General features: G+C 73.3%; 12 protein-coding genes and 3 pseudogenes. 8 read left to right on the top strand and 7 right to left on the bottom strand.

Features of this window, described 5'->3' with window-relative positions; genetic code table 11:
* Complete coding sequence (gene fxsT, locus ACQPW6_RS07330; RefSeq protein WP_433888722.1) at positions 1-3,993, top strand: FxSxx-COOH system tetratricopeptide repeat protein; 3,993 nt, start codon at positions 1-3, stop codon at positions 3,991-3,993.
* Between the two features lie 56 nt (positions 3,994-4,049).
* Here fxsT and ACQPW6_RS07325 read toward each other — a convergent pair whose 3' ends face one another.
* Complete coding sequence (locus ACQPW6_RS07325; protein WP_433888721.1) at positions 4,050-4,946, bottom strand: alpha/beta fold hydrolase; 897 nt, start codon at positions 4,944-4,946, stop codon at positions 4,050-4,052.
* Positions 4,947-5,165: 219 nt separating this feature from the next.
* On the opposite strand from ACQPW6_RS07325, the gene ACQPW6_RS07320 reads away from it, so the two are divergent.
* Complete coding sequence (locus ACQPW6_RS07320; protein ID WP_433888720.1) at positions 5,166-7,070, top strand: DUF2264 domain-containing protein; 1,905 nt, start codon at positions 5,166-5,168, stop codon at positions 7,068-7,070.
* Positions 7,071-7,097: 27 nt separating this feature from the next.
* On the opposite strand, the gene ACQPW6_RS07315 is transcribed toward ACQPW6_RS07320, so the two are convergent.
* On the bottom strand, positions 7,098-7,991 hold the full coding sequence (locus tag ACQPW6_RS07315) for a winged helix-turn-helix transcriptional regulator (protein WP_433888719.1): 894 nt from the start codon (positions 7,989-7,991) through the stop codon (positions 7,098-7,100).
* Between the two features lie 91 nt (positions 7,992-8,082).
* Here ACQPW6_RS07315 and ACQPW6_RS07310 point away from each other — a divergent pair, with 91 nt between their 5' ends.
* The 3 genes from ACQPW6_RS07310 to ACQPW6_RS07300 all read left to right on the top strand — a co-directional run bounded on the left by ACQPW6_RS07310 (position 8,083) and on the right by ACQPW6_RS07300 (position 11,135).
* Positions 8,083-9,276: an MFS transporter gene (locus ACQPW6_RS07310; RefSeq protein ID WP_433888718.1), complete on the top strand. Its 1,194-nt coding sequence runs from the start codon at positions 8,083-8,085 to the stop codon at positions 9,274-9,276.
* 244 nt (positions 9,277-9,520) lie between these two features.
* A complete protein-coding gene (dapD, locus tag ACQPW6_RS07305; RefSeq protein ID WP_433888717.1) occupies positions 9,521-10,501 on the top strand; it encodes a 2,3,4,5-tetrahydropyridine-2,6-dicarboxylate N-succinyltransferase in 981 nt (326 codons plus the stop codon).
* Between the two features lie 136 nt (positions 10,502-10,637).
* On the top strand, positions 10,638-11,135 hold the full coding sequence (locus ACQPW6_RS07300; RefSeq protein ID WP_433888716.1) for a DoxX family protein: 498 nt from the start codon (positions 10,638-10,640) through the stop codon (positions 11,133-11,135).
* Between the two features lie 29 nt (positions 11,136-11,164).
* Here the strand turns inward: ACQPW6_RS07300 and ACQPW6_RS07295 are convergent, their stop codons facing one another.
* Positions 11,165-12,454, bottom strand: a complete 1,290-nt coding sequence (locus ACQPW6_RS07295) for a hypothetical protein (RefSeq protein WP_433888715.1) — start codon at positions 12,452-12,454, stop codon at positions 11,165-11,167.
* A gap of 213 nt (positions 12,455-12,667) precedes the next feature.
* Here ACQPW6_RS07295 and ACQPW6_RS07290 point away from each other — a divergent pair, with 213 nt between their 5' ends.
* On the top strand, positions 12,668-14,161 hold the full coding sequence (locus ACQPW6_RS07290; RefSeq protein WP_433888714.1) for a carboxylesterase/lipase family protein: 1,494 nt from the start codon (positions 12,668-12,670) through the stop codon (positions 14,159-14,161).
* Between the two features lie 187 nt (positions 14,162-14,348).
* Entirely contained in the window at positions 14,349-15,947 is a 1,599-nt protein-coding gene (locus tag ACQPW6_RS07285) for a hypothetical protein (RefSeq protein WP_433888713.1), read from the top strand.
* A gap of 89 nt (positions 15,948-16,036) precedes the next feature.
* Here ACQPW6_RS07285 and ACQPW6_RS07280 read toward each other — a convergent pair whose 3' ends face one another.
* From ACQPW6_RS07280 to ACQPW6_RS07265, 4 genes and pseudogenes are all read right to left on the bottom strand, one after another.
* The gene (locus tag ACQPW6_RS07280; RefSeq protein ID WP_433888712.1) at positions 16,037-16,681 is read right to left on the bottom strand and encodes an HNH endonuclease family protein; all 645 of its coding nucleotides are present in this window, start codon (positions 16,679-16,681) and stop codon (positions 16,037-16,039) included.
* A gap of 160 nt (positions 16,682-16,841) precedes the next feature.
* Positions 16,842-17,358 (bottom strand): annotated as a pseudogene (locus ACQPW6_RS07275) (helix-turn-helix domain-containing protein).
* Positions 17,359-17,422: 64 nt separating this feature from the next.
* A pseudogene (locus tag ACQPW6_RS07270) lies at positions 17,423-17,947 on the bottom strand (DUF6879 family protein); the annotation flags it as partial.
* Positions 17,919-18,124: pseudogene (locus tag ACQPW6_RS07265) on the bottom strand (hypothetical protein). The pseudogenes ACQPW6_RS07265 and ACQPW6_RS07270, both read right to left, overlap by 29 nt.
* Positions 18,125-18,254: 130 nt before the next feature.
* Between ACQPW6_RS07265 and ACQPW6_RS07260 the strand changes: the two are divergent.
* A complete protein-coding gene (locus tag ACQPW6_RS07260) occupies positions 18,255-18,497 on the top strand; it encodes a hypothetical protein (protein ID WP_433888711.1) in 243 nt (80 codons plus the stop codon).
* The last annotated feature ends 93 nt before the right edge of the window (positions 18,498-18,590 follow it).

Genomic DNA, 18,590 nt, shown 5'->3' with positions numbered 1-18,590 from the left:
ATGACGACCGGCACCCGTGGCGGAACCATCGTCACCTTCTACTCCTACAAGGGCGGCACCGGCCGGACGATGGCCCTGGCCAACACCGCGTGGATCCTGGCCGCGGCGGGCAAGCGGGTGCTCACCGTCGACTGGGACCTGGAGGCGCCCGGCCTGCACCGGTTCTTCCAGCCCTTCCTGGACCCGTCGATGATGGGCGCCACCACCGGCGTCATCGAACTCATCAGGGACTTCGCCGAGGAGGCCATCACCCCCGGCCCGCGGGCCGGCGACTGGCACCGCGACTACGCCAGGATCAGGACCCACGCGGTCTCCCTGGACTGGGAGTTCCCCGACGGCGGCACCCTGGACTTCGTCTCGGCCGGCCGGCAGGACCGCACCTACTCCGCCGCGGTCAGCAACTTCGACTGGGACAACTTCTTCGACCGGCTCGGCGGCGGCCAGTTCTTCGACGCGCTGCGCGACGACATGAAGCAGTTCTACGACTACGTGCTGATCGACAGCCGTACCGGCATCAGCGACATCGCCGACATCTGCACGGTGCTGCTGCCCGACGTGCTGGTGGACTGCTTCACCCTCAGCGGCCAGAGCATCGACGGCGCGGCCACCGTGGCCCGGCACATCAGCGACCGGTTCCACCGCCGGCGGATCCGGATCCTGCCGGTCCCGATGCGGATCGACGAGGGCGAGAAGGAGAAGGTGGACGCCGGCCGCTGGCTGGCGCGCAACAAGTTCGACGGGCTGCCGGGCGGGATGAGCCCGGAGGAGACCGCCGGCTACTGGGGTTCGGTGGAGATCCCCTACCGGTCGTACTACAACTACGAGGAGACCCTCGCCACCTTCGGCGACGAGACCGGCCTGACCACCTCGCTGCTGTCCGCCTTCGAGCGGCTGACGGCCGTCATCAGCGAGTCCGAGGTCACCAGGCTGACGCCGATGCCGGAGGACGTACGGCTGTACTACCGCGACATGTTCACCCGGCCCTACCGGCCGCTGACCGCGGTGGACGTCAACCTGTGCTTCGTGCCCGAGGACCGGATGTGGGCCGACTGGATCGCGGCGCTGCTGACCCGCGCCGGATTCCACGTCCTGGCCCGCGACGTCACGGCCGGCCCGTCCACCGAGGCGGGCGCCGACGGCGCGGCGGCCGACACCGGGCCGCAGCCCGCGGACAACGCCCGTACCGTCGTCCTGCTGTCGCCCGCCTACCAGCGCTCGACCGCCGGGATCGCGGTGTGGGAACGCGCCCTCGCCGCCGATCCGTCCGGCACCCGGCGGCAGTTGGTGCCGGTCAGGGTCGGCGAGATCCCGCTGTCGGCCTCGCTGGCCGAGCGCGGCCCGGTGGACGTGGTGCGGCGCGACGAGAGCCATGTCACGGCGACGCTGCTGCGCGCGCTGGACCGGCCGGCCCGGCTGCCCGACAACACCGACGACCTCGACACACCTGCCCCGCGTTTTCCCGGCACGCTGCCGCGGGTGTGGAACGTGCCGCCGCGCAACCTGACGTTCACCGGGCGCAGCACCGTACTGGAGCAGATCCGCAAGGAGCTCGGCGGCGGCATGACCATCGTGCTGCCCAGGCCGCAGACCCTGTTCGGCCTCGGCGGCGTCGGCAAGACGCAGATCGCGCTGGAGTACGTCCACCGGTTCATGGGCGACTACGACCTGATCTGGTGGATCTCCGCCGAGCAGACCGAGCTGGTCACCGCCTCGCTGGCCGAACTCGCCGGCCGGCTCGGCCTGCACGTCGGCGACGACATCGCCGCCGCCGCCCAGGAGGCGCTGGCCTACCTGCGCAACACCGCCGCCTCCGAGCGCTGGCTGCTGGTCTTCGACAACGCCGACGACCCGGCCGCGGTACGGCCGTTCCTGCCGGGCGGGCAGGGCCATGTGCTGCTCACCTCGCGCAACCAGAACTGGTCGCAGCTCGGCAACTCCCTTGAAGTGGACGTCTTCCAGCGCTGGGAGAGCATCGAGCACGTGCTGCGCCGGGTCCCCTCGCTCGGCCGGGAGGACGCCGACCGGGTCGCCGCCGCGGTCGGCGACCTGCCGCTCGCCGTCGAACAGGCCGGAGCGTGGCTCGCCGAGACCGCCACCCCGGCCGAGGAGTACCTCAGGGAGCTCAAGGCCCAGGCCACCAGGGTGCTTTCGCTCAGCCAGCCGCCCGGCTACCCCGAACCGGTCGCCGCCACCTGGAACATCTCCATCGCCCGGCTGCAGAAGCGCTCGCCGGCCGCCGTCCGGCTGCTCCAGCTGTGCGCCTTCTTCGCGCCCGAGCCGATCTCCGGGAACCTGCTCTACAGCGACCAGATGCTCGGCGCGCTGGTGCAGTACGACGAGAGCCTGCAGGACCGGCTCAACCTCGGCCAGCTCATCCAGGAGCTGAGCCGCTTCGCGCTCGCCCGGGTGGACCAGGCCACCCGCAGCATCCAGGTGCACCGGCTGGTGCAGACCGTGATGCGCTCCCAACTCAACGAGGACGAGCAGGAGTCGGCGATGCACGAGGTGCACCGCATCCTGGTCGGGGCCCGGCCGATCCAGGGCGACACCGACGACCCCGACAACTGGGAGCGGTTCGGCGAGATCTGGCCGCACCTGGACGCCTCGGAGGCCAGCGACTGCGATGAGCCCGACACCCGGCAGCTGCTCATCGACCGGGTCAGGTACCTGTGGAAGCGCGGCGACCTCAACGCCGCCTACGCGCTGGGCGCGCAGCTCGACGAGCAGTGGCGGGGCCGGGACATGTCCGGCGAGACCCCGGCGCGCCGCCGCTACTTCGAGCGGCAGAACTACTTCCTGGACTTCCACCTCGCCAACATCCTCCGCTCGCAGGGCAAGTACGTCGAGGCGTACGAGAAGGACGCCAGGATCCTGGACTGGCAGCGCGCCCACCTGGACCGGCCGGGCAAGCCGGACACGCACACCCTGATGACCGCGAGCGGTCTGGCCACGGACCTCAGCACCCTCGGCCGCTTCGAAGAGGCCCTGGACATGGCCCGCGAGGCGTACAACGGCTTCAAGGACCTGCTGGGCCAGGACCACCCCCGCTCGCTGGCCGCCGCCAACAACCTCGGCGTGTGCCTGCGGATGGTCGGCGACTGCTACGACGCCCGCGACATCGACCAGGAGACCCTGGACCGGCGGCGGGTGGTGCTCGGCGCGGAGCACCCGTACACGCTGTTCTCGTCCGGCAACCTGGCGCGGGACCTGCGCGAGGCGGGCAACTACCAGGAGTCGGCGACCCTGTTGAGCACCACGTACGAGTCGTACAAGGAAGTGCTCGGCAAGGACTTCCCCGAGACGCTGCGCACCGCCAAGAGCCTGGCGGTGTCGCTGCGGAAGGCCGGACGCCTGGAGGACGCCCGCCGGCTGACCACCAACACCCGGCAGCGGTACCAGCAGAAGTACCACTCGCTGGTCACCCCGGACTTCCTGGCCTGCACGCTCAACCTGGCCGCCGACCTGTACGCCACCGACGAGCGCGACGAGGCGCTGGAGATGGCCCAGGAGGTCATCGCCGCCTACCGGATCGCGCCCGGCGAGCGGCATCCGATGACGCTCGCCGCGGTCAACAACCTCGGCATCTGCCTGCGCGGGGTCGACCAGTTGGACGAGGCCAAGGAAGTGCTGGAGAACAACCTCACCCTGCTGCGGGAGGTGCTGGGGGAGACCCACCCGTACACGCTGTCCTGCATGGTGAACTACGCCAACGTGGTGGCGGAGCTGGACGACCCGCACCAGGCGGAGGCACTGGAGCGGGAGGCCATCACCGGGTTCGAGATGCGGCTCGGCCCCCGGCACCCGGAGAGCGTGATCTGCCGGGCCAACCTCGCTTTCACCCTTGGCCAGTTGGGGCACCTGGAGGAGTCGCGGATCGCCCGGCAGGCGGCCGAGGACGAGCTGTCCCGGCTACTCGGCACCGATCACCCGTACACGGTGGGCGTGCGCAGCCGCAAGCGGGTCTACCGGGACCTGGAACCGCCGGTCGTCTAGGGCCTGTCGGTCCTCCGCGGGGCCGGGGTTTCCGGTCCCGGGCCCGTGGCCGCCGCTCAGGCCGTGAGCGAGCCCGCCGCCCACGGGCGGTCGCCGACCAGCCAGGTCAGGATGTCGGGCAGCACCCGCAGCGCGGTGAAGTGCGCCGCCTCGGGCTGGAGGAGCGCGGTGGCGCCGGGAATCCGGTCGGCCAGCCAGCGGGTGTGGCCGACCGGCGAGAAGACGTCCTCCTCGCCGTGCCACAGCAGCACCGGCACCTTGATGTCGGCCGGGTCGAAGCCCCACGGGTTGCAGAACGCGACCGCGTCGTCGATCCAGCCGTCGGCCGAAGTGCGCAGCGCCTCACGGTAGTTGCGCACCAGCATCGACCTGATGCCGGCGTCGGAGACCACCCGCCGGTCGGGCTCGGTCAGCTCCCACCGCAGCTGGACGAGCAGCTGGTCGGGATCGGCCCTGATCGCGTCGGAGCGCGGCACGAGGCTGGCGGCCAGCCGCTCGGGGCCGGCCGCGGCCGTGGTGTACTCGGCGACGTTGGACGGCGACATCCCGGCGAACCAGTCGAGACCGTCGGCGGTCGGCGGCGCCAGGCTGACCAGCGCGGCGGCCCGCGTCACCCGCTCGGGCAGCAGCGCCGCGCAGGCCAGCGCGTGCGGCCCGCCGCCGGACCTGCCGAGCACGGCGAACCGGTCGGCGCCCAGCGCGTCGGCGATGGCCGCCACGTCCTGGGCGACATCGGCCACGTTGCGGTGCGGCAGCCGGTCCGAACTCCCGTAGCCGGGACGGTCGTAGGCGATCAGCCGGACGCCCTGGTGGTAGAGCATCAGCCCGCGCGGCGCGGGCCCCAGCCGGCTGCCCGGTGTGCCGTGCAGCAGGAAGACCGGTGTGCCATGCGGATCACCGCTGATCTCCACCGTCAACTGCCGTCCGTCCGGCACCTTCACGTCCTCGCGCACCAGCCACCCCCTCCGGGCCACCGCGCGCGCCGGGCGTCTCGGAGAGCATCCGTACGCAGGTCGGGTCCTGCGTGCGCCGTGGCCCCTCCACGTTCGCACAATCCGCTGCCCGGTACAGCCGGATTGGCACGGGAGGGGGCGGCCGGGATCCATTGACGGCACCGGGGCGATGTTGCGAAAGTTGTCGCAATCTCGATCGGACGACGAAGGGCGGGCACCATGGCCGACGGCACGGCCGGCGGTGCGGGCGGCGGCAGGCTTGGCGCGGGCGGAATCACGGGCGGCGGTACGGGGAACGTCCCCGGCGGTGGCACCGGCGGGCCCGCCTCGCGCGCCGAGCTCCAGGCGTACGTCACGGAGCTGGCACAGCCGCTGGTGCCGTTCGCGAGCCCGGGCGGCGCCCGGATCCGCCCCGGGCTGAGCATCGCCTTCTTCGACGACGCGGCCTCCGACCTGGAGGGATACGCCCGCCCGCTGTGGGGCCTGGCCCCGCTGGCGGCCGGCGGCGGCGACTTCGCGCACTGGGACCTGTGGGCCCGCGGCCTGGCGGCAGGCACCGACCCCGGGCACCCCGAATACTGGGGCGAGGCCGTCGGCCTCGACCAGCGCACCGTGGAGTCCGCCGCGATCGGCTTCGCCCTCGCGCTGGCTCCGGAACGGCTGTGGGACCCGCTCAGCGGCGCCGAACGCGACCGGGCCGGCGCCTGGCTGGCGAGCTTCATCACCGCCGACACCCCGCCGAACAACTGGAACTTCTTCCCGGTGATGGCCAGCCTCGGCCTGGACCGGGTCGGCTACGCCCACGACCGCGACGCCCGGCACGCCCGGCTCGACCGGCTGGAGACGTACGCGCTCGGCGAGGGCTGGTACGGCGACGGCCCCACCGAGCAGCGCGACTACTACATCCCCTGGGCCATGCACTTCTACGGCCTGATCTACGCCGCACTGGCCGGCGAGCAGGACGGCGCCCGCGCCGAGCGCTTCCGGCAGCGGGCCGCCGAGTTCGGCGCCGACTTCCGGCACTGGTTCGCCGACGACGGCGCCGCGGTGCCGTTCGGCCGCAGCCTGACCTACCGCTTCGCGCAGGGCGCCTTCTGGGGCGGCCTGCCCTACGCCGGCGTGGACGCGCTGCCGTACGGCGAGGTCAAGGGCCAGCTGATGCGGCACCTGCGCTGGTGGCGGGCGCGTGGCGAGCAGACCTCGCCCGGCGGGCTGCTGAGCATCGGCTACGGCTACCCACAGCCCGCTGTGGCCGAGCAGTACAACAGCCCCGGGTCGCCGTACTGGGCGATGAAGGCGTTCCTGCCGCTCGCGCTCCCGGACGGGCACCCGTTCTGGACGGCCGACGAGACCCCCGTCCCCGGCGACCTGCCGGCGGAGTCCGCCCAGCCGCACGCCGGCGCGGTGCTGATGCGCTCCGGCGGCGATGTGACGCTGCTCAGCGGCCGGCAGCACAACACCTGGGCGCGCGGTGGCCCGGCGAAGTACGCGAAGTTCGCCTACTCCACCCGGTTCGGCTTCAGCCTGCCGGCCGGCGACCTCGGCCTGGTGCACGGGGCCTACGACTCGGTGCTCGCGGTCAGCGACGACACCGGGCCGGAAGGCCCGACCCACTTCCGGGTCCGCGAGCAGCCCACTGACGCCGAGGTGACGGCGGCCGACGGGACCGTACGCAGCAGCTGGCAGCCGTGGCCCGACGTCGAGATCACCACCTGGCTCAGCGCTGCCGCGCCCTGGCACCTGCGCACCCACCGCGTCCGTACCGGCCGCACGCTGCACACCGCCGAGGGCGGCTTCGCGGTGGACCGGGACGGCGGCCTCGCGGTGAGCGAGGCGGCGGCGGGCAGCGCGGTGGCGGTGTCGCAGGCCGGCGATCTCAGCGGGCTGCGCGATCTGGGCGGTCCGGACGGCCCCAACGGCCCCGGTGAGGAGCCGGCCGAACCCCGTGCCGGGCAGGTGATCGAGCCGCTGTCCGGTACCAACGTGCTGGCGCGGCGCACCTCGCTGCCCGTCTTGCTCGCCGAACTGCCGCCCGGGGAGCACTGGTTGCGGTGTGCGGTGCTCGGCGCCGGGCCCGCGCAGGCCGCCGCCTGGGAGGCGCCGCCGCCGTCGCCGGCGCACTGACGGCCGGCCGGGAGCCGTCGTCCGGGCTCAGCTCGCGGCGGCGGCCGTCGCGGTGCGTACGGCGGCCAGCGCGGCGTCGACGCTCTGCTCGATGTCGGTGATCGGGTAGAACGCGGCCCGCACCACCCGCTCGGCGTCCACCACCAGCGTGAGCCGCTTGAGCCGTACGGTGCCGCCGGCCCGGAAGGTCGGCAGCCGCAGGGCCGCGCTGAACTGGAGGTCGGCGTCCGACAGCAGCGGGAAGCGCAGGCCCTCCTTGGCGGCGAACTCGGCCTGCTCGTCGGTGCGTTGGGTGCTGACCCCGTGCACGGTCGCGCCCGCCGCGGCGAACTCCGCCAGCCGGTCGCGGTAGGTGCACGACTCCAGCGTGCAGCCCTTCGCGCCCGGGATCCGGGCCCAGCCCGGCGGGTAGGACTCCGGGCGCGCGTAGCCGCTGGGGAAGCAGTAGACGACGGTGAACGGGGTCCGCGCCGACACCGGGTCGGCGGGGCCGCCGGGGCCGGCCAGCCGCAGGTCGGACGGCACCCGCGTGCCGACGAGCTCCTGCACCCGGCTCGCCTCCTGCGAACCCGACGCGGCCGTCGCCGAGGTCGTTCCGTCGCCGAGCACCCAACCATCTCCCCAGTCCTGAAGCGCGATCAACACCGGCAGCAGGGCGCGTCCGCGCGCGGTGAGCAGGTACTCGTAGCGCGGCGGGCGGTCCTGATACCGCTCCCTGGCCAGCACGCCCTGCTCGACCAGCAGCTTCAGCCGCTCCGTCAACACCTTGCGGGACACGCCGAGTTCGCGCTGCAAGGCGTCGAAGCGGCGCACCCCGCGAGCGGTGTCGCGGACGATCAGCAGAGTCCAGCCGTCGCCCACCACGTCGAGCGCCGAGGCGATGGCGCAGTGCGGGTCGGTGGGCGTGGTTCTGCGGGTCATGTCAGCCTGCCTGCCTCGGTAATGCCTTGACGATAACCGACCGGGCTGGGATTGTCAGTTCCGAAAAGGAACTGACTGGGGGAGGGCGCTCGTGCGCGACGTACCGAAGGTCGTATGGCTGCTGGCCGCCGGCGCGTTCGTCAACATGGTGGTCTCGTACACGTTCATCTACCTGGTGCTTTACCTGACCGGGCCGCGCGGGCTGGGTGTCGCGCAGGCCGGGCTGATCGCCGGGCTCGGCGGGGCGGGCCTGGTGGCAGGCAACTTCACCGGCGGCTGGTTCGGCGACCGGTACGGGCACCGGCGCACTCTGGTGACCGCCGCCGTCACCAGCGGCAGCGGGCTGATCGTGCTCCCGGGGCTGCCGGTCGCGGCGCTGCTCGTCGTCCTGCCGGTCGCGCAGTACGCCGCGGGCGCCGTCCGCGCGTCCAACTCCGCGCTGATCGCGCTCAGCGTGCCGGCCGGCGCGCGCCGGCAGGGCTACGCGGTGCTGCGGTTCGCCGGCAACGCGGGCTTCACCGTCGGGCCGCCGCTCGGCGCGCTGATCGCGGCGGCCTTCTCGTACACCTGGCTGTTCGTGGCGGACGGGCTCGGCACGCTGTGCTTCGCGGCGTACGCGTCCTGGCTGCTGGCCGCGCACGGTGTGGGCCACCGGAGGAAGCCGGCCCCGGCGCCGGAATCCGGCTCCGCGCCGGCCGCCCGGGTATGGCACGAACTGCGGGCCCGGCCCGCGGTGCTGGTGCTGCTCGGGGCGATCGTGGTGACCGACACGGTGTACCGGCAGCAGTATTCGACCCTCCCGGTCTTCCTCGCCGACCACGGCTTCAGCACGGAGTTCTACGGCGCGATGCTCGCGGTCAACGGCGGGGTGATCCTGTGCCTGGAGATCCCGGCGACGCTGGCTCTGCGCAAGGCCGCGCCGCTGCGGATCATCGCGGCGGGCGTGACGCTCGTGGGCCTGGGCTACGGAGCGCTCTGCCTGGGCGCGGCGACCGCGACGGCGCTCGCGCTGATGGTGCTGCTGACGGCAGGCGAGATCCTCTACAAAACCCCGGCGACGGCGTACGTGGCCGACCAGACCCCGGACGGAATGCAAGGCCGCTTCCAAAGCCTGTACGCGGGCGCGTCAACCACAGGCACGGTCCTGGCCCCACCCCTGGGCACGGCCCTGTACACGGCCGCCCCCGCAGCCCTGTGGCCCCTCTGCGCCACCCTGGCCCTGGCCGCCGCCGCAACCCTCCTGACCACCACCCGCACTCCCGTCCCTTCCCCGGCAACGCCCTGACCCGCCGCGTGGGGCGCGATGGCCCCGGCTTCACCAGGGGCGCGGGGCTGTTGTCGATGTGCGGCTCCGCCGCGTGGGCGCGATGACCCCGGCATCACCAGGGGCGCGGGGAACTGCGCGGCCAGCCCACCACCGGCCGGGTGGTCCGGCGACTGCCGGGAGGGGCTGGGCGGGCGGGGTGTCCTGCGACCCGGCGGGAGCCGGGAAGTGGCTGGCCGGGGCGCTGAGCGGCTAGCGTGCAAGCATGAATGACTCTCGTGCCTCCGGCGCCACCGGCGCCGGCCTTGCGACCGTCGCGGACGACGGCACCGTACTCGACACCTGGTACCCGACCCCCGAGCTCACCCCCGCCCCCGGCCCGGCGGGCACCGAGCTCCTCACCGCCGAGCGCGCAGCGGAACTCCTCGGGGCCGCCGCGCCGAAGGCGACGGGCCCCGACCCCCGCCGCGGAGTGCGGGTCGTCGCCGTGCGTACGGTCATCGCCTCCACCGACGACAAGCCGCTCGACGCGCACGACGCCTACCTGCGCCTGCACCTGCTCAGCCACCGCCTGGTGCGGCCCAACACCGTGAACCTGGAAGGGCTGTTCGGCCTGCTGGCGAACGTCGCCTGGACGTCCGTCGGCCCGGTCCCGGTGCCCGCGCTGGAGGCGGCGCGCCTCGCGGCCCGCGCCGAGGGCCTGCACCTGTCGGTGTACGGGGTCGACAAGTTCCCCCGGATGACCGACTACGTGGCGCCCTCCGGCGTCCGGATCGCCGACGCCGACCGGGTGCGCCTGGGCGCCCACCTCGCGTCCGGCACCACCGTGATGCACGAGGGCTTCTGCAACTTCAACGCCGGCACCCTCGGCACCTCCATGATCGAGGGCCGGATCTCGCAGGGCGTCGTGATCGGCGACGGCTCCGACGTCGGCGGCGGCGCGTCCATCATGGGCACGCTGTCCGGCGGCGGCACCCAGATCGTCTCGGTCGGCGAGCGCTGCCTGCTCGGCGCGGAGTCCGGGCTCGGCATCGCGCTGGGCGACGACTGCGTGGTCGAGGCCGGCCTCTACGTCACCGCCGGCACCCGCGTCACGCTGCCGGACGGCGAGATCGTCAAGGCCGTCGAACTGTCCGGCGCCGACAACCTCCTGTTCCGCCGCAACTCCACCACCGGCAAGGTGGAGGTGCTGCAGCGCACCGGCTCCTGGGGCGGCCTGAACGCGGCGCTGCACAGCCACAACTGACGCAACGACGCGCCCAGTAGGCGCCCCGCGCCATCCCGCGCCCGCCGGACCGATGAGTTCCGGCGGGCGCCCCCGTCTACCTCACGACGACGCGAACGCGACCGAGCGGACGCGAGAACCGACCGAGGAGACCGTGATGGCCGACAGCACCGTACTCAACGAGAGCAGCACCCGTACCGCCCCCGACAGCACCCGTACCGCTCCCGGCAGCACCCGCCCCACCGCCCGCACCGCGCGCCGGACTCCGGGCCGCCGGGCCCGTACCGCCGTGCTCGCGCTGCAGATCCTGCTGGCGCTGTTCTACTCCCTGGCCAGCGCCGCGCCCAAGCTGCTCGGGGCGTCGGCCGCCGCCGACTCGTTCGACAAGATCGGCTTCGGCGACTGGTTCATGTACCTCACCGGCGCGCTCGAACTCGCCGGCGGCATCGCCCTGGTGATCCCGGTCCTCTACCAGGTCTCGGCGATCGCGCTGTGCGGCCTGATGGTCTGCGCGTCGATCACCCAGTTCACCGTGTTCGACGGCCACAACGCGGCGACCCCGCTGGTGCTGCTCGTCCCACTGGCGTTCATCGCCTGGTTCCGCCGCGACAGCACCCCGGCGCTGCTCGCCCTCCTGCGCCGCGCCACCGCATGAGCCTGCTCACCCTGGTACTCGCCCTGCCGCTAACGCTGTCCTCGCCCGCCGCGCAGCGAGGACAGCACCAGCCGGCCGTAGCGGGTGGTCAGGGCCCCGGCCGTGGCCGCCAGGGCGGCGGCGAGCGCGATCACCAGGTCGACGGGATCGGCGTCGCCGAGCACCTGGAGGACGGCCAGCGCGGTGGACACCGGCAGCCCGAGAACGGTCAGGACGCCCAGCGCGCCGGCGATCTGCTGGCTCTCCTGGGTCTGCACCAGCCGGGCGTAGTCCGCGGCCTCGGCGAGGATCTGGCCGAAGCGGTCGGGCAGCCGGTACTGGGCCTGGAAGGCCAGCAGGATGTCGTTGGCCGGCCCGTAGGCGCTGAGGTGCTGCCGCCAGTAGGTGCTGCGGAAGAGCGCGATCCGCTGCTCCAGCGCGCCGACCCGGCGGGCCAGCCCGGGCCCGCTGAACACCGCGGACAGGTCGTCGGTGAGTTCGTCGATGTGGTCGCGCTGGGCGCTGCCGAGCAGCAGCGCGTCCAGGTAGACCCCGCGGGCGTTGCGCGCCGCGTAGTCGTAGAAGTCGCCGGGGCCGGTGTCGGCGCGGTGGCCGAGGAAGGCCGCGCCCTGCCGCTGCACCAGCACGCTCCAGTCCGACGAGACGCGTCTGATGTCGGCCCGCATCTCGGGCAGCGACTCCGGTGCGAGCGGTATGTCGGCGGGCGCCGACCGCGATGCCAGTGACCGCAGCAACAGGTCGGCGGACAGCGGCAGTTCGCCGGTCGTCCCGTCCCGCAGCGCCTCCCGCAGTCCGGCGCCCGGCGTGCAGAAGGCCACCGTGTACGGGCGGGCCAGGGCGAACGGCCCGGCCGGCCCGCCGAGATCCGCGACGCCGGCCAGCAACACCGCCGGATCCAGCGCCCCTTGCAGCGGGTCGGGCACCGAGTTCCGCCGCCGGCCGCTGAACGCCCTCAGCAACGGCAGCATCGGCGCGCCGGCCACCGTGAAGTGCAGCACCGCCAGGGCCTGTCGGGGCGAGCGTGCGCTCGGGGTGCGCAGCAGTTCCATGGCGTCGAGGCGCAACGGTCCCTCCGCCACGGTGCTGCGGGTGTGCCACCGCCGGTCGTAGAGTGCCCGACCGGCCGCCGGGGTGAACAGCCGCCGCCGCAGCGCGGCTTCGGCCACGCCGTCGGCGCCGGCCGGCGGCAGCGGCCCGGCGTCCCACGGCGGATCGGCCGGCAGCCGTACCGGTACCAGCACGGCCCAGTGCTGCCGGGTGCCGGTGGCGGCCAGGAACCGCGCGGTCAGCTCGTCGGTGGTCCCCCCGGTCCCGCTCATCCGCCAAGACTGGCGTCCCGCGCCGGGCTCGCGCAACGCGTTCCGGCCGATCGGCGGCCGGTACGGACCGGGCGGGTACGGGCCGCTGCCTCCTGACCGACCGCTTGGTATGTTGATCGTACCGGCATCCCCGCCGGCGATCGAGGCGCGCCGCGCGCGACGAAGTGGCGGCTCAAGGCGAAGAGGCAGCCCAGGACGAAGGAGTCCGACCGTATGGACGAACCGGTGTGCGTGACCCGGCAGGGCGCCGTGCGCGGCGAGACCACCCCCGACGGCGGCGCCGTCTTCCGCGGCATCCCGTATGCCGCACCGCCGTTCGGACCGAACCGCTTCAAGTCGCCGCAGCCGCACGCCGGTTGGGACGGCGTGCGGGACGCGACCGCGTTCGGCCCGACCGCGCCGAAGGCGCCCTACGTACCGCCGTACGACGTGCTGCTCCACGAGACCTCCGTACCGGGCGAGGACTGCCTCAACCTCAACGTGTGGACGCCCGGCACCAGCGGCCGGGCCCCGGTGATGGTCTGGCTGCACGGCGGGGCGTTCGCCAACGGCGCCGGCTCGCTGCCCGGTTACGACGGCGCCGCGTTCGCCCGCGACGGCGTGCTCTGCGTGACGGTCAACTACCGGCTCGGCGCAGACGGTTACCTGTCGCTGCCGGACGCACCCGACAACCGGGGGATGCTCGACCAGATCGCCGCGCTCGGGTGGGTGCGCGACAACATCGAGGCGTTCGGCGGCGACCCCGGCCGGGTGACGGTGTTCGGCGAGTCGGCCGGCGCGATGAGCATCGGGCTGCTGCTCACGGCCCCCGGCGCGCAAGGGCTGTTCCGGCGGGCGATCCTGCAGAGCGGCGCCACCCACCACTGCCTCACCCCGGAGACCGCCCGCCGGATCGCCGGACTCTTCGCGGCCCGGCTCGGCGTCGAACCCACCGCGGCCGCCCTGTCGCAGCTGCCGCTCGACGAACTGCTGGCCGCCCAGCGGGCGTTGCGTGCCGACCTGCTCGCCCGGCCCGACCCGGAGCAGTGGGGCGAGGCGGCGCTCGACACGATGCCCTTCGAGCCGGTCGCCGCGCGCGGCGGGACGCTGCCCGGTCCCGACCTGCCGGTCGACCTGCTGGTCGGCACCAACTCCGAGGAGTACCGGCTGTTCACCGTGCCGGCCGGGGTGCACGAGCACATCGACGAGCAGCGGCTGCGTACCACCGCGGGCCGTTACGGCCTCGACCCGGACACCGCGCTGCCCGTCTACCGGGCCGGCCGCCCGGAGGAGACCCCCGGCGACCTGTTGTGCGCCGTGATCGGCGACTGGTGCTTCCGGATCCCGGCGATCCGGCTCGCCGAGGCGGCGCCGCGGGCCTGGATGTACGAGTTCGGCTGGCGCTCACCCGCTTTCGACGGGCGGCTCGGCGCCTGCCACGCCGCCGAGATCGCGTTCGTCTTCGACACTCTCGGCGCGGAGGAGGAGTCCCCGCTGATCGGCCCGGAGCCGCCGCAGCCGCTCGCCGAGGCGATGCACTCGGCGTGGGTGGCGTTCGCCGCGACCGGCGATCCAGGCTGGGCGCCGTACGGGGAGCGGGACCGTACGACGATGCTGTTCGGTGGTTCCGGCGCGGGTGGTTCCGGCGCCACCGGTGACCCGGGGAAGCCGCGGGCCGTGAGCGACCCGCGCGCCGAGGAGCGCGCGCTGTGGGAAGGGGTGCGCTGAGGCCCGGCGCGGGGCCGGGCTGAGCCTCCGGGACGGGGCCGGCCGAGGTCAGGCGGCGGGGCCGCGCCGGGGCACCGCGCCGTCGTGGGCGGGTGCGCGCAGGGCCTACGCTGAGACGGCGCGTACCGGCGAGTGCCGGTACGCACCGGTGCGCCCTTCCCCGTCACGCCGCATAGGAGCAGAACCCATGTCCGCAAGTCCCCTCGTCCTGCCGCCCGTACGGCTGCTCCCCGCGGACGAACTGGCCCGGCTGGCGCTGGCCGTGCCGCTGCTGGACCGCGCGCTGCGGCTGACCCGGTGGGCGGCGCCGCAGCGGCAGGTCGACGCGATGGGCGAACTGACGGCCGCCGACCTGTCCCTGGCCGCCGTGGAGCTCGGACTCACCGGCGGGGGTGACGGCACCGAGGACGAGGAGGAGGCCGCACTCGCCGAGGCCGCGCAGGCGTGGGGCACCGCGGTGGACACCGGCCTGGTGGTGCTGGAGATCGACGAGCAGGCCGAGGAGTCCACCCCGGTCGGCGAGGTGGCCGGGCACGCCGTGCAGGGCGAGGCGTACGCCCGGGTGACCGCGGGCGACCCGCGCGACGTGCTGGAGGTCTGGCTCGCCGCCGCCGAGTCCGCGCTCGCCGAGGCGGCCTCGCCCGACTACGAGAGCCTGCGCGAGATGATGGACGACGGCGACCGGGTGGCGCTCGACGAGGTCGACTGGGACCCGGAGGAAGAGGCCGAGTTCCTGGACACCGCGCTGGTCAACCTCTACGCGCTGATGGCGATGGACGACGGGCAGGACGCGACGGGCGAGGAGGCGGTCCCGGGCGCCGTGCCGCTGCCGGTGCTGGCCGCGTCGCTGGTGGTGCCCGACGAGATGGAGCAGCCGAGCGACGCCGTCCTCGAAGAGGTCACCGAGGTGATGATGCGGCTCGACGACCACTTCCGGCTGCTCGCGCCGAGCGGGCTGCTCGACTACCAGCCGGTGGACGAGGCGCTGATCGAGGAGGAGGACGGGGAGCCGGCGGCCGGTTCTGCGGGGCCGGCCGGGTCCGAGGGCGGTTCCGGGGCCTCGGCCGCCGACATCGATCCCGAGGAGATCTCCCGCTACGGCCTGGTCAAGCTGACCCCGCTCGGCGTGCACGGCATGCGCGAACGGCTGGGCGACGCGGGCGCGGTGGCCCCCGTGCTCGGTGACCTCACCGACGCCCCGGGCGCCGACCTGCTCAACGCGCTGGCCGACTACCCCGACCACGCGGCGCGCGCCGAGGCCGAGTTGTGGCTCGCGGGCCGCAAGCCGGCCGACGCGGCACGGGAGTTGCTCGCCGCGGGCCGCGGGAACGACCCGGCCGCGCCGGGCCGCCGGCTGATCTGCCAGCAGACGCTGTCGCTGGTCGGCCCGGAGGCCGAGCCCGCGCTGCGCGAGGTGCTCGACGACCGCCAACTCGGCGGCCTGGCCCGGGTCTGGCTCACCGAGAGCGGCGCGTCCGACGTGCCGCAGCCGGACGCGGACATGATCTTCTGGCTGACCATCGACACGCTCGCCGCCCAACTCGCCGCCGACGACGACCCGGAGCTGCTCGCCGACCTGGTCCGCGACCTGGTGTCACGGCACGACGGCTTCTTCGACGCGGCCTGGCGGGTCGCCCACCCGGCCACCTCCGACGTGCTGGAGGCGATGGGCCGGCTGCACCCGGACCGCAAGGTGGCCAAGGAGGCCCGCAAGGCGGCCTTCAAGGCGCGCTCCCGGGACAGCGCCGAGTCGTCCGGGCAGGCCGGGGAGCCCGGTCAGGACTGAGCCGCGCGGCCGTGCAGCCGGTCCGGTGTACGACCGGCTGCACGACCCCGTTGGCCGCGCGGCGGTACGGCTGACCTGGACGGAACGTTTCAGCAGCCGCTGAGCACCGAGCTCAGCGTCGACTTCTCCGCACTGTCCACGCTCAGCCCGTAGGTGTGCTTCACCTGCACCCAGGCGCGCGCGTAGGTGCACTGGTACGACGTCTGCGGCAGCCACTCGGCCGGGTCGTCGTCGCCCTTGGACCGGTTGGAGGACGCGGACACCGCGATCAGCTGCGGCCGGGTCACGTCATTGGCGAAAGCCTGCCGCTGCGCGGTCGTCCACGACCACGCGCCGGACGCCCACGCCTCGGCGAGCGGCACCAGGTGGTCGATGTCGAAGCTGGACGCGTTGGTGGTGGTCACGCCGTCGTACGCGCTGGTCCAGTGCCCCGAGGTGGCCGTGCAGGCGCTGTTGGTCACCACACTGGTGCCGTCCCGCTTGATCACGTACTCCCGGGTGTTGCAGGTCCCGGAGATGGTGATCCAGGTCGGGAACAGATCCCGGTCGTAGGTCGAGGCGTGCGTCTCGGCGGTGGCCGTCATCCCGGACAGGTAACTGCGCGCGGTGGACGCGGCGATGGGCGTGGGCAGCGCGGCCTGCGCGGTGCCGCTGCCGGCCAGCAGCGCGACCATCGCGAGCAGGGCGGAGCTGACGAAGGCGCAGATCGCTCGCGCTATACGGTTTTTGGGCATGACTGAGCGCTCCCGTGACTGGGGGGACGGTGGGGTATCAGTGGTGCTTGTCCCAGGGTCCCCGCACGGGTTCTATGCGGGTAGACGTGGAGCGGTAAATTTTAGGTGACCATGTCATGCCCTCGCGTCGGATGCCCGGCCCGCTCCGCCGGAGACCGCCTCAGCCCAGCGCGTCGATGGCCCGCACGACCAACGCGCGGGCATCGGCCCCGTAGATGGCCATCCGCCGCAGCTGCTCGAACGCCTCCAGGTACAGGGCGACTTCAGCGGGCTGGTTGATCCGGACCCGGGCGGTCACCAGCTCCACGGACACCAGCGACCACCAGGACGAATCGCCGCGCGGTCTCGTGGATCACCCGCGAGCGCTCGATCCGGGCCCGGGCGGCCTTCTCGCTGTCGCCCACGGGCAGGTGCTGGAACTTGGCACTCGTGCGCAGGATCGCCGCCGCCTACCCCTCGGTCTGGAGCAGACCGCCGCGCATCTGGTGGCGCCACTCGGTGTACAGCGATTCGGCATGCAGCGACTGGGCGATCAGGTCGTCGGTCTGGTCCTGCGCCCCGGTGGCGCGGCACCAGGCCCGGATGTCCTTGGCCGATGGCGCGGTGCGCGCGTTCTCGATCCGGGACGATTTCGAGTGCGTCCAGCCGCACCGGCCGGCCAGCTCGACCACCGTCAGCCCCGACTGCTTGCGCGGACGATGACGGAGAGATGGGCATGGGCCGACCGATGCTAGAGGGCTGGCGAATCTCGTACAGGTCGTGCGGCACGGCACGCTCCCAGACCGTCTCGAAGGCGTTGGCGCACAGCTCGGCCGTGGCCGGATCCCGCGTGATCTCCCCACAGCCGGACGTGCCCTGGCCGGAGAAGTGGTTCCAGCGCACGAGCTGCCCGTCGAACAGCCAGAAGTCGTTGCCCGGGAGTGCGATGTCCGAGGCCCGGCGCCGTGGCAGCCACCGCACCTCCTCGCCCGCCGCCACGTTGGTGAACGTCCCGGAGTGCTCGAAGCGGATGTACTCCGATACCGGCTCCGACACGATCCGGGCGCGCCGCACGACGACACCGCGCCCGACCGTCTCGACGATCAGGTCGAGCCAGGGCCGCCACCACGAGGCGCGGTCATCCGGGTCATGCCGGACCCCGGCTCTCCAGTCCGCGCACCGGCCCTTCTCGTTGTCCACGGCGTAGCTGTCCCGCATCTCCAGGTGCACCGCCGACCGTGTGCACGAGGTGATCAGCTCAGCGAACGTCGGCACGTTCGAGGGCATCGCACGCCTCCCGGATCATGGGAACCATCCTGGCGGGAATGCGGATCACGGCCTCACCGTCCGGCACACCCTTGCCGTGCCCCGGCAGCTCGAACGCGGCACACTCCGCCGCCACCTCGGCGTCGGGCTTTCGTCATCGCCGGTGTTCGGGTCGATGCCGATGAACTGTGACGGCATGTCAGCCTCCCTCTAGGCGCGTGCAGTTGTGTGCACCACGGTCATCCCAACCGGACCTGCTCGTCGAGAGCACGGTGGCTCGGTCATCAGGAGGAAGCTGCCGTCGGTGCGGGGGCTGTTGGACGAGTCCATGCCCGTGCCCCGGGTCAGGTCGCTGGAAGCCGCTTGCGGGCGGATCGCGGATCGGCCGCTGGCCGGGACGCTCGCCGAGCTGCGGCAGGCGCTCACCGGGCCGATCACCGGCGAGGCCCGGCGGCGGCTGCATGTGCTCGTGAGCACGCCCTACCACCGGGCCGGCGCCTCGCTGCCGCTCACCGAGAAGCCGCGGGCCGAGATCGAGGCGGCCCCCAACCCCCAGCACACCGAGGAGTGACCACCCCGCGTCTGTCAGACCGCCCCGCCCCATGGCCGAGACAACGATCCGAGGGGGCGAGAGCCATATGGGCCCACAAATCCCAGGGCTTAC

The sequence above is a fragment of the Streptomyces sp. CA-111067 genome (assembly GCF_050956065.1).
GTDB lineage: Bacteria > Actinomycetota > Actinomycetes > Streptomycetales > Streptomycetaceae > Actinacidiphila.
This window is presented reverse-complemented; position numbering and strand designations above follow the sequence as displayed.